The organism is Pseudarthrobacter sulfonivorans (assembly GCF_001484605.1).
Classification (GTDB): Bacteria; Actinomycetota; Actinomycetes; order Actinomycetales; family Micrococcaceae; genus Arthrobacter; species Arthrobacter sulfonivorans_A.
Genome location: NZ_CP013747.1, coordinates 178,061 through 189,404, shown reverse-complemented (window position 1 = coordinate 189,404; position 11,344 = coordinate 178,061). Strand labels below are relative to the sequence as shown.

9 protein-coding genes are annotated in these 11,344 nt (G+C 60.6%); 7 read left to right on the top strand and 2 right to left on the bottom strand.

Annotated features, from left to right (window positions below):
- Positions 1-21: 21 nt before the first annotated feature.
- Both AU252_RS00810 and AU252_RS00805 read right to left on the bottom strand, forming a co-directional pair.
- Positions 22-1,620 carry an acyl-CoA carboxylase subunit beta gene (locus tag AU252_RS00810; RefSeq protein ID WP_058929098.1) on the bottom strand — a complete coding sequence of 533 codons (1,599 nt, stop codon included), beginning with the start codon at positions 1,618-1,620 and terminating at the stop codon, positions 22-24.
- A gap of 114 nt (positions 1,621-1,734) precedes the next feature.
- Positions 1,735-2,880, bottom strand: coding sequence for an acyl-CoA dehydrogenase family protein (locus AU252_RS00805; RefSeq protein WP_058929097.1), 1,146 nt, complete (start codon positions 2,878-2,880; stop codon positions 1,735-1,737).
- Between the two features lie 163 nt (positions 2,881-3,043).
- On the opposite strand from AU252_RS00805, the gene AU252_RS00800 reads away from it, so the two are divergent.
- From AU252_RS00800 to AU252_RS00770, 7 genes are all read left to right on the top strand, one after another.
- Positions 3,044-4,600 carry an acyl-CoA synthetase gene (locus AU252_RS00800; RefSeq protein WP_058929096.1) on the top strand — a complete coding sequence of 519 codons (1,557 nt, stop codon included), beginning with the start codon at positions 3,044-3,046 and terminating at the stop codon, positions 4,598-4,600.
- 70 nt (positions 4,601-4,670) lie between these two features.
- Positions 4,671-5,561 carry an SMP-30/gluconolactonase/LRE family protein gene (locus AU252_RS00795; RefSeq protein WP_058929095.1) on the top strand — a complete coding sequence of 297 codons (891 nt, stop codon included), beginning with the start codon at positions 4,671-4,673 and terminating at the stop codon, positions 5,559-5,561.
- The gene (locus tag AU252_RS00790; protein WP_083510177.1) at positions 5,555-6,385 is read left to right on the top strand and encodes an SDR family NAD(P)-dependent oxidoreductase; all 831 of its coding nucleotides are present in this window, start codon (positions 5,555-5,557) and stop codon (positions 6,383-6,385) included. The genes AU252_RS00795 and AU252_RS00790 overlap by 7 nt, the downstream gene beginning before the upstream one ends.
- A 37-nt stretch (positions 6,386-6,422) precedes the next feature.
- Entirely contained in the window at positions 6,423-7,640 is a 1,218-nt protein-coding gene (locus tag AU252_RS00785) for an acetyl-CoA C-acetyltransferase (protein WP_058929093.1), read from the top strand.
- Positions 7,641-7,670: 30 nt separating this feature from the next.
- A complete protein-coding gene (gene fabG, locus AU252_RS00780) occupies positions 7,671-8,432 on the top strand; it encodes a 3-oxoacyl-ACP reductase FabG (protein WP_058929092.1) in 762 nt (253 codons plus the stop codon).
- 423 nt (positions 8,433-8,855) lie between these two features.
- Complete coding sequence (locus tag AU252_RS00775) at positions 8,856-10,292, top strand: MFS transporter (protein WP_205630616.1); 1,437 nt, start codon at positions 8,856-8,858, stop codon at positions 10,290-10,292.
- 276 nt (positions 10,293-10,568) lie between these two features.
- On the top strand, positions 10,569-11,342 hold the full coding sequence (locus AU252_RS00770) for an electron transfer flavoprotein subunit beta/FixA family protein (protein WP_058929091.1): 774 nt from the start codon (positions 10,569-10,571) through the stop codon (positions 11,340-11,342).
- The last annotated feature ends 2 nt before the right edge of the window (positions 11,343-11,344 follow it).

Genomic DNA, 11,344 nt, shown 5'->3' with positions numbered 1-11,344 from the left:
TTGTTATCAAGGGTCGCTACCTCACATTCGGAAGGGCGCGAAGTGAGTCGCACCCTCAATTGGTCCGGAGTGCACAGCGGACAGGGCAAGCCCGAGAACGGTCCGGGTGTGCCGGGGGTCTATTACTCCGTCATCCCATAACCGTCCGGTGGCGTAGACCGCACTGGACTGTTCATCAATCATTTGCTCAGTCCTCTGGCGTATCTGGAGGTCCATGTCCTCGTCATAGGGGCGGTTGGCCCGCTCGGCGGCCCTCCGCGAAATGATCGACATGACGCCGGCCAGCTGAGGTCCGCCCATTACTGCGATCCGATGGTTGGGCCAGGTGAAGACAAAGCGTGGATCGTAAGAGCGACCGGACATTCCGTAGTTTCCGGCCCCGTAGGATGCGCCAACCATCAACGTCAAGTGAGGCACTTTGGAGTTGGATACCGCATTTATCAGCTTGGCACCGTCCTTGATGATTCCACCCCGTTCCGCGGCACTGCCGACCATGAAACCGGTGATGTTCTGTACGAACAACAGAGGAATGTTTCGAGCGTTGGCGAGCTGAATGAAGTGGGACGCTTTCTGCGACTCGGCGGAGAACAAGATGCCGTTGTTCGCAAGTACGCCGACTGGATAGCCGGCCAGCGAACCCCAGCCGCAGACCAGCTGGCGGCCGTAGAGAGGTTTGAATTCATTGAACCGGGAACCGTCGAGGACTCTAGCCAGGACTTCGCGCACGTCCATTGGCCTCTTGGGATCCGATGAGGCAACACCCAGCAACTCGTCTGCAGGCAAAACTGGCATGTCAGGAGAAAGCGTGGGCTCGGGCCCGGCCTTGTGCCATCCGAGGTCGGCGACGATCTGTCGGCCGATACGCAGTGCGTCCCTCTCGTCCACAGCTAAATAGTCGGCAAGCCCGGAAACCCGGGCATGCATGTCGGCTCCACCGAGGGCTTCATCATCGATATCCTCGCCCGTGGCCATTTTGACCAAAGGAGGGCCGCCCAGGTACACCGCAGCAGCGCCTTCTACGAACACGGTGTATTCGCTCATCCCTGGTATATAGGCGCCGCCGGCGGTGGAGCTACCGAAGACCAACGCTATGGTTGGAATACCTGCAGCTGAGAGCCTCGTCAGCTCCCGGAATGTTCGTCCGCCCGGAACGAAGATGTCGGCCTGCTGTGGCAAGTCGGCGCCGCCGGACTCGACCAGACTCACCACCGGTAGGCGGTTACGTTCTGCGATGTCCAACGCCCGCAACTGTTTTGCTACCGCGCTCGGGCTCAGCGAGCCACCCTTCACGGTGGACTCGTTGGCGATGATCACGCACTCGACTCCGCTGACCTGGCCGATTCCGGTGATCAACCGGGCGCCAGGATGTTCTTCGCTTTCATGGGCGCCGGCGAAACTCGAGAGCTCCAATAGCGGCGTGTCCTCGTCCAGCAATAGGTCGACGCGCTCACGGGCCAGAAGTTTGCCGCGATCCCGGTGACGGGATACGGCCTTGTCGCTGCCCGCGGCGACGACCGTCCGGGACAGGTCGGCCAGGCCGGCCAGTGCGCCGAGCATGCTCTCGCGATCCGCCAGATACTGCGGGGTGGATGTATCCAGTTTCGATGCCAGCACACTCATGCGCAGAACCTCACAATCGGAATTTTATAGTTGACTACCGAGTCATTTTTGACTAGAAGGAAGGAGGACGGAATCCCGGATGGGTGCGCTACGGTATGAGACGAGCACATTTGTTCACAGCCCGATCCGCTTGGCGATCACGTCGTTCATGATTTCGTTCGTGCCGCCCCCGATTCCCATAACGCGGATATCACGGTAGTGACGCTCGACCTCGCACTCGCGCATAAAGCCCATACCGCCGTGCAACTGAACAGCCTCGTGGGCTACGTATTCAACCGCATACACAGCGGTGTTTTTCGCCATTGCAACCTCAGTGCTGACGTCCTCGCCAGCTGCCCACCGCGTCGCGGTGGACCACACGTAGTTGCTCGCAACGTCAGTCTGACGGGCCATTTCCGCAATTTTGTGGCGTACAACCTGTCGGCTTGACAGCGGTTCACCAAAGGTATGCCTGTTGCGGACCCACTCGATGGTGAGGTCCAGGCAGCGCCGTGCGACAGCGGTGCATTCGACCGCCATCGTGAGCCGCTCGGACTGCAACTGTTCCATGAGCTGGCGGAATCCACCATTCTCCTGGCCGATAAGGTTCGATGCCGGGACCCGCACGTCGACGAAGGAGAGTTCGGCGGTGTCCGAGCTCAGCCATCCCATTTTTTCGAGCTTCCGCGACACGGTGAAGCCAGGAGTGTCCGCATCAACCACGAACAACGAAATGCCCTTGTTTCCGGAGGCTCCCGTCCTTGCCGCGACAGTGACGAAGTCCGCGCGCACCCCCGAGGTGATGAAGGTCTTGGACCCATTGATCACATAATGATCGCCATCACGTACAGCCTTGGTCCGCAATGCCGCGACGTCGGAACCGCCGCCCGGCTCCGTGAGCCCTAGCGCGCCGATCATCTCCCCCTCCAGCGTCGGAATCACGTACCGTCGATGAAGATCCTCGGAGCCATGCTTAACAAGCGAGGGCAACGCGATCGTGTGGGAAAAAAGTGATGCGAGAACCCCAGTGGGCACACCGCTGTGGATCATCTGTTCGAACACAGTCATTAAATCCAACTGAGTTCCGCCGCCGCCGAGGGCGTCGGGGAAACCCAGTCCCAGCAAGCCGGCAGCACCAGCCGCCTTGTGGAGCGAACGCGGCAGCTCACCGCTCCGCTCCCACTCGTCAATGTTGTCCAGCACTTCCCGGCGCGCGAATTGTTCAGCAAGCTCTGCGAGAGCCTTGCGATCGGCAGCAACATCATCTACGGGGAGATTCATGGCAATCACTTTCCTTCTTGTAGCTTTCATCACATCTTTCGTCTAACATGACTGAACATGACCTTAGAGTCAAGTCTTGAGGCCGAACTGGCCGATACAAAGGTGAACATGACCTTGGAGCCAAGTCTTGAAGGCCATACTGGCCGATACAAAGGAGTATTTGATGGACACAGGTATCGGGTCGTGGATTGCAGGCCGAGCATTCCGCGATCCTGACAGGATCGCCCTGGTGGACGGAGACACCGGTCGTCGACGCAGCTACGGGGAGCTTCATGAACGCACCAACGCGCTGGCGGATGCCCTGACACGTCTCGGCGTGCGCAGAGGCGATCGAATCGCTTTGTTGGCGATGAACAGCCCGGAATTTCTTGAAGTGATGCTCGCTGGCGCCAAGATGGGTGCGATCACCGTTCCCATCAATTTCAGGCTTTCGGCCGACGAAGTTCGCTACGTGCTGGAGGACTCGGGGGCGACAGTGTTCGTGCACTCTGCTCAATTGGCCGAAGTAGCTTCCGCCGCCTCCAGGGGGCTGATGCTTCGATTCGTGCTGGAGATTCCCTCTTCCGTCGAACGCGCAGCTCAGGCCAGCTCCGCCTATGAAGAGTTCCTGTCCACGGGATCCACCGAAACGCTCGAACGAGATGTCGCGGAAGAGGACGTCACGCTGATCATGTACACCTCTGGGACCACGGGGGTGCCCAAGGGTGCAATGATCACGCACCGCAACCTCTTGTGGCAGACCCTCCACATGATCACTCTCGCTAAAGGGCTCAACAGCTACGACGTGACCGTTACTGCGGCGCCGCTGTTCCACATCGGTGGCCTCGCGACACACACTCTGCCTTTGCTGTATCTGGGCGGAACGACGGTAATAGTCGAATCCTTTGACCCGGCACAGACCGTTGAGCTGATGGAGCGCGAGAAGGTAACCGTCATGTTCCTTGTGGCCTCGATGTGGACGGCCGTAAGCCTCCTGCCTGACCTGGACACGAAAGACCTCAGCGCAGTGAAGTATGCGATTTCAGGGGGAGCACCACTTCCACTACCAACCCTGGAGTTTTTCGACGAACGTGGTTGGGTCTTCACCGAAGGCTACGGACTCACCGAATCAACCTGCGCTTCTTGCTTTTTGGCCCCGGAGTACGTGGTTTCCAAAGCCGGTTCAGTTGGCCACCCGGTCACCCACCAGCGGATGCGGCTGGTTGACGACACGGACCGCGACGTAGCGGTTGGAGAGGTTGGGGAGATCCTACTTCAGGGACCCAACATCTTCGCAGGATATTGGGGCCGTCCTCGCGAAACCGCAGATGCCTTCCGCGGCGGCTGGTTCCATACCGGCGATCTGGCACGCGCCGACAGCCAGGGATTCCTCACCCTGGTTGACCGCAAGAAGGACATGGTGATCACGGGCGGTGAAAACGTATATCCCATCGAAGTGGAACAGGTTCTTTTTCGCCACCCCGAAGTGCTCGAGGCGGCGGTCATTGGACTTCCCGACAACAAATGGGGCGAATCCGTGACCGCAATTGTGGTTCGGACCCCGGAGTCAACACTCACGGAAGAAGAGTTGATCGCCTGGACCCGCGAACGGCTCGCGCACTTCAAGTGCCCACGCCGCATCGAATTTGTCGAGGAGCTCCCACGCAACGCCACCGGAAAACTCCTCAAGCGCGACCTACGTCGTGCCCGGACAGGCAGTGCGGAGTCTGTCAGCCGATGAACCTTCCTACACACGGGCAACCTCGAAGACATTCCGTGTTTCCAGCCGACAGAAAAGAAAGTGTAAGCGCATGACCGAGTCAAGATTGAACCCCGTCTTAGGGGGCTGGTCCTTCCTCGAAGGGATCAGATGGCATGACGGCCGCCTCTGGGTGTCCGATTTCTATACGCGCACCGTCATCTGCTCGAACGCCTCGGGAACCCAGCTTGAGACCACGTTGATACCGGATCAGCCCTCCGGACTCGGCTGGCTCCCGGACGGAAGACTTCTGGTCGCCGGACAACTCGAGCGAAAGATATTCCGGGTCGAACCGACTGGAAAGGTGGTCGTTCACGCTGACCTCTCCGACCTGGTTTCTGGCCACCTGAACGACATGTTCGTCGACCAGTCAGGTCGGGCATACGTCGGAGAGTTTGGCTTCGACCTGCACCGTGGAGAAACACCACGTCCCGGAAATCTCATCCGTGTCGATACTGACGGCCAAGCCACGGTGGCCGCCAGCGACCTGTGGTTCCCGAATGGGATTGTCGCTGCTGACAGCGGGAACACTCTGATTGTCGCCGAATCCATGGCCAATCGGCTGACCGCTTTTGCCGTCGGTGAGGACGGCTCACTCAATGGCCGGTCTACGTGGGCAAGCTATGGGCCGCCGCCCCCCACCGGCGACGTCGCCACGTTGCTAGCCACGACAGATGTCGCTCCCGATGGAATTGCCGTCGATGCGGAGGGCGCTGTCTGGGCGGCCGACCCATCACACAACAGGGTGGTCCGGATATCACGCGGGGGCCAAATCACCGATGAGATCTCCACCGGTGATCTCGGGCCCTACTCCTGCGTCCTGGGCGGCGCCGATGGACGAACTCTGTACATTTGCGCTTCCCCGTCCTTTCTCGAACACGAATGCCGCGATACACGCAACGCAGTCGTCTTAGCTACTGAAGTGGAGGTCGCCGGATGGTGACAAACAATTTAACAGGTCTCACGCACGACAGTCGTGCTACCGGCGCTTCCCGGAGTGATCCGGGTTCGCTATTCGACCTTCGGGACCGAGTCATAGTCGTCACCGGAGCCAGCTCCGGGATCGGGTCGATGCTGGCCGAGGGTCTGGCCAGGGAAGGTGCCTTCGTGGCCATCGCGGCACGACGGACTGACAAACTCGAGCGGCTGGCCAGTACCTATGGTGACAGAATGCTGCCGATCTCAGCCGACGTGAGTATCGACGAGGACCGCAGCAGAATCATCGAGGAGACCGTGGCCAGGTTCGGACGCATCGACGGTCTGGTCAACAACGCGGGTATCGAACACGCAGGGCCGGCACTCAAGGAATCGCGAGAGACATTCGAACGTCTCCTCGAGGTCAATTTGACCGCGCCAGTGGAACTTGCAAAAAAATGCGTGCACCACATGAAGGCATCCGGGGGTGGCTCGATCGTGAACATCACTTCGGTAGCAGCAGTCCGGACCCTGGGAAATTACGTACCTCAGGCTGCATACGTCGCTTCAAAGGGCGGTCTGGCCACGGTCTCCCGGGAACTGGCGGTTCAGTGGGGCCGATACGGGATACGCGTGAATGCCCTCGCCCCGGGATTCTTTAAGACTGAAATGACCGCTGACCTTGGCCAAGCGGACGGCAACCCACCGCAATGGCTCGGCGACCGCCTGCCTATCCGGCGGTCTGGCCGGGCATCCGACATCCTAGGCACCGTCCAATATCTACTCTCTGATGCATCGAGTTACGTTACCGGACAGCACATCCCGGTTGACGGCGGATACACACTCACCTGAGGCCAAACACGGCCCGTAAACACGTAAGGATCTAGACATGACTGAAGCAGTTATCGTTTCCATTGCCCGTTCGCCGATCGGTCGCGCCATGAAGGGGTCGTTAGTGGACATGCGCCCCGACGACCTCGCAGCACAAATGGTCAGGGCGGCACTGGACAAGGTGCCCGCGCTCGACCCCACCGACATCAACGATCTCCTCCTCGGCTGCGGACTTCCAGGCGGTGAGCAGGGCTACAACATGGGCCGCAACGTCGCGGTCCAGCTGGGCTACGACTTCATGCCCGGCACCACCATCACCCGGTACTGTTCATCGTCGCTGCAGACAACCCGGATGGCACTGCACGCCATCAAGGCCGGGGAGGGAGATGTTTTCATATCCGCGGGCGTCGAGACCGTCTCGCGGTTCGTCAAAGGCAACTCCGATTCTCTGCCCGACACCCACAACCCGCTTTACGCCGACGCGCAGACGCGCACCGAGAAGCTCGCGCAGGGCGGTCAGACCTGGGAAGACCCGCGGAAGGTGGGCCTTGTTGCCGACACGTACATCGCAATGGGGCAGACGGCTGAGAACGTGGCACAGATGACTGGGATCTCGCGTGAAGAGCAGGACCGCTGGGCGGTGCGCAGCCAGAACCGCGCCGAAAAGGCCATAATCAACGGCTTCTACGAGCGGGAGATCACGCCGGTGACGCTGCCCGACGGCACCGTCGTGTCCACGGACGACGGCCCACGCGCCGGCACCACCTACGAGGCTGTCAGCCAGCTGAAGCCGATTTTTCGCCCCGACGGTACCGTCACTGCCGGTAACGCGTGCCCGCTCAACGACGGCGCCGCGGCGCTGGTGATCATGTCCGACACCAAGGCCAAGGAGCTGGGTCTGACCCCAATCGCGCGGATCGTCTCCACCGGCGTCTCGGGACTCTCGCCGGAGATCATGGGCCTCGGCCCGATCGAGGCGTCCAAGCGGGCCCTCGCCATCGCCGGAATGGGTATCGGTGACATCGATCTGTTCGAGATCAACGAGGCCTTCGCGGTCCAGGTGCTCGGCTCCGCACGTGAGTTGGGAATCGACGAGGACAAGCTGAACGTCTCCGGCGGCGGCATCGCCCTCGGCCACCCGTTCGGCATGACCGGCGCCCGCATCACCGCGACCCTGCTGAACAACCTGCAGACCTACGACAAGCAGTTCGGCCTCGAAACCATGTGCGTCGGTGGCGGACAGGGCATGGCCATGGTCCTCGAACGACTGTCCTGACCCGAATCCCGCATGAGAAAGGAATCTCCGATGAGCAGTAACCCCATCCGCACGGCCATCGTCACCGGCGCCGCCCGCGGCATCGGTGCCGCCGTCGCACGCCGGCTCTCACGAGACGGCTTTGCAGTGGCAGTACTCGACTTGGACAAGAGTGCCTGCGAACCCCTGGTATCCGAAATCGAGAGTGCCGGTGGTCGTGCACTCGCCGTAGGTGCTGACGTCTCGGATGAACGATCGGTGGCCCAGGCGGTCGAGCAGGTCGCGGAACAGCTCGGCGCTCCCCTTGTCCTCGTCAATAATGCCGGTGTCACGCGCGACAATCTGCTGTTCAAGATGACCACAGCGGACTGGGACACCGTCATGAACGTTCATCTGCGCGGCTCCTTCCTGATGAGCCGCGCCGCTCAGGTACATATGACTGATGCGGGGTGGGGTCGCATCGTGAACCTCTCGAGCATCTCGGCGCTCGGCAATCGAGGTCAAGCCAACTATTCCGCAGCCAAGGCAGGGCTACAAGGGTTCACCAAGACCCTTGCCATCGAGCTGGGCAGATACGGCGTGACGGTAAACGCGATTGCTCCTGGCTTCATCGAAACGGACATGACTGCTGCAACAGCAAAACGTGTCGGCGTGCCTTTTGAAGAATATAAAGCCGCTGCAGCGAGAGAAATTGCCGTTCAGCGGGTTGGGCAACCAAGCGACATCGCCAGCGCTGTGTCATTCTTCGCTCGAGACGATGCATCGTTCGTCTCCGGGCAAGTTATCTACGTCGCGGGTGGACCAAAGGCCTGAAACCCTGAAAGCGTGGCCTGCCGTTTCCCGCCGGCGCCCCGCTTGAGCATGATCGCAGCGACCGCAGGCTAGGTCGCCGCTCCTAATCCCGCCCGATGTGTCCCCGTCAAAGTTCGGCGGGCACATGTTGCCCCCTCACTTCCACCCGTCCCACCGACCGCCGGGTCAACTTTGGGCTGCCGAAAAATGCCCTTCGGAAAACGCTCTGGAAAGTGCGTTGTGATCGGATACCAACGCCTGCCGCTGAACCCTAGGCTATTGACCGGCCACGTGGCATGTGTCACACTTTGGTTCAATATGACTTCAAAGTCATGTTCATCGGAGGTGTGTGGGGCCGCCTTCGTGGGCTGCAACCAGCAACCCGACAACTTCGGCACCCGTTTCCTACGGTTCCGACAAAAAACTCGATTACGGAGTCCAATTGTGTCGAATACAACGGAGTACACTCACGACTCATGGCGCTTAAGCGCACGACTGAACCGAATACCAGTTGTAACCCGCAGCCACATCAAATGGGCAGCACTGCTCACTACCCTGCTGTTCTTCGATATGGCCGACCTAAACGCACTGGCCTATGCGTTGCCGGCTATCCGCGCCGAGTGGGGCCTATCTCTTGGTGAAGTCGGGATAGCGACTTCAGCAACATTTCTGGGAATGTTCTGTGGATCCATAATCGGCGGTCGACTAGCCGATCGCTTCGGCCGAAAACGGGTCATCATCGGCGCCACGGCGTTCTTTAGCCTGTTCAGCATGCTAACCGCGACTGCGACCACTGTCACCGAACTGTCGATCTACCGACTGCTCACCGGCGCCGGGCTGCAAGCGCTCGTAGTCGTACTGCTCACCTATGCCGCCGAGATGTTCCCAAGGCAGTTCCGGGGCCGGGTTCAGGCACTCATGCTGGGGGTCAGCCTCTTGGGAGTGCCGGCGCTGGCGTTCTTTTCACGCTGGGTCGTCCCGCTGGGCACTGGTTCCTGGCGCTTTGTCTTTATTGCAGGGTCGGCCGGCGTGCTTGTTGTCATCCTCGCCTGGTTGTGGCTACCGGAATCTCCTCGGTGGCTGGAAGGCAAGGGTCGCATCGAGGAAGCGGAGAAAACGGTACTCCTGCTCGAACGGGAAGCCGAAGCAAAATGGGGTGGGCCGCTACCCGAAGTTGACACCGTGCCCGCACCGATCCCTGCATCGAAACCATCCGACCTAATCCGTCAGGGCCTCCTGCGGCGAACGGCCGTTCTCGCGATCGGTTACGGATTTGGTTTGATCGGATACTACGGCTTCAACGCGTGGCTTCCGCTGTTGCTGACAGAGACAGGGCTCACCACCGCCGAAAGCCTCACATATACGTCGATTCTCTCGCTCGCAGCCGTTCCGGGTGCCCTCATTGCCCTGCTCTTCATCGATAAGATCGAGCGTAAATGGGCAGTCATGATGCTGTTCGTCGGGATGGGATTGTTCATGCTCATGTTCGGGTTCGGCAGTGGAGCTCCAATGCTGCTGACGTCCGGTCTACTCATCACCTTCCTGGCTTTTGCTTCGACAACCTGCATCTATACCTACATGCCGGAAATCTTTCCCACGCATCTGCGTGCATTGGGCACAGGAACAGCCAACGGCATCGCCCGCTTAATGGCCTTCGGAAGCACCTTTATTCTGGCGGCGATCCTCGGTTCCCTGGGCTTCACGGCAGTGATGCTGTTCCTTGCCATCGCGATGATTCTCGCTGGGATTGTTATTGGATTGCTCGGGGAACGCACGAATAACCGGGCGCTGGAGGCGATCTCAAGCCTCAAGAGTCAGGAACCGACGAAAGTTCCGGCAAACGCAACCGCAACAACCCGCGTTGGTGAAGAAAGGATCTAGCCAGCCTCACCCTCCGGCGGTCCCCTAAGGACCAGTACTCATGGCCGGCGTTCAGCTTCGGCGGATGAAGGCGCCTCGTTTGGCTCCCAACCTGTTTACGGCAAATCGCTTCAGGTTCGTCAACGCTCTTCCGCAAAACCCCGGCAGGCAAGATCAAGCGCCGAAGCTGCCCACGCCCACAGCAAGACCCCGCACGAACGCAAACCGACTCCACACTTCGGAGACCAGTACGACCACAACGACCATTTGATCTAGCTGCAGCAGAAGGAAAGTCCCGTGAAAATCATTGTTTTGGTGAAGCAGGTGCCCGACACGGAGGAAGAGCGCAGGCTCGACTCCGTGACGGGTGTGCTGGACCGCGACGCGAGTGAGAGCGTCGCGGACGAAATCAACGAGCGTGCCCTCGAGGTGGCGCTGCGCCATAAGGATGCGAACAAGGGGAGCGAGGTCGTGGTGCTGACCATGGGTCCGGCCTCCGCCACTCAGGCCCTGCGCAAGGCGTTGTCCATGGGGGCGGATTCCGCGGTGCACGTGGAGGATGACCGCCTGGAAGGCGCCGACATCGCTACGACGGCGGCCGTACTGGCCGCGGCCGTGCAGCGGACCGGCTTCGACCTGGTCGTCGCCGGAAACGAGTCGACCGACGGCCGCGGCGGTGTAGTACCGGCCATGATGGCCGAGCACCTCGGGCTGCCGCTGCTTTCCTCCTTGAACACCCTGGAGCTCACCGGGGGCACGGTTGCCGGAGAGGTCACCGTGGAGTCCGGGAGCCTGGCGGTGAGCGCGGCACTGCCGGCCATTGTGTCGGTGACCGAGCGGTCCGCCGAGGCCCGCTTCCCGAACTTCAAGGGCATCATGACCGCCAAGCGCAAGCCCCTGGCCACCCTGTCCCTGACAGACCTGGGCCTGGACGCCGGTGTGACCGGCGGCACTTCAACCGTGCTCACCATTTCCGAGCGACCGGCACGCACTGCCGGCAAGAAAATCGTCGACGACGGAACCGCGGCCCGGGAGCTCGCCGAGTTCCTGGTCGCCGGCCGCCTGATCTGACC

Excerpts from the sequence above, each read along its gene's own strand:
- AU252_RS00810 (WP_058929098.1), bottom strand. The coding sequence starts at position 1,620 with ATGAGTGTGCTGGCATCGAAACTGGATACATCCACCCCGCAGTATCTG.
- AU252_RS00805 (WP_058929097.1), bottom strand. The coding sequence starts at position 2,880 with ATGAATCTCCCCGTAGATGATGTTGCTGCCGATCGCAAGGCTCTCGCA.
- AU252_RS00800 (WP_058929096.1), top strand. The coding sequence starts at position 3,044 with ATGGACACAGGTATCGGGTCGTGGATTGCAGGCCGAGCATTCCGCGAT.
- AU252_RS00795 (WP_058929095.1), top strand. The coding sequence starts at position 4,671 with ATGACCGAGTCAAGATTGAACCCCGTCTTAGGGGGCTGGTCCTTCCTC.
- AU252_RS00790 (WP_083510177.1), top strand. The coding sequence starts at position 5,555 with ATGGTGACAAACAATTTAACAGGTCTCACGCACGACAGTCGTGCTACC.
- AU252_RS00785 (WP_058929093.1), top strand. The coding sequence starts at position 6,423 with ATGACTGAAGCAGTTATCGTTTCCATTGCCCGTTCGCCGATCGGTCGC.
- fabG (WP_058929092.1), top strand. The coding sequence starts at position 7,671 with ATGAGCAGTAACCCCATCCGCACGGCCATCGTCACCGGCGCCGCCCGC.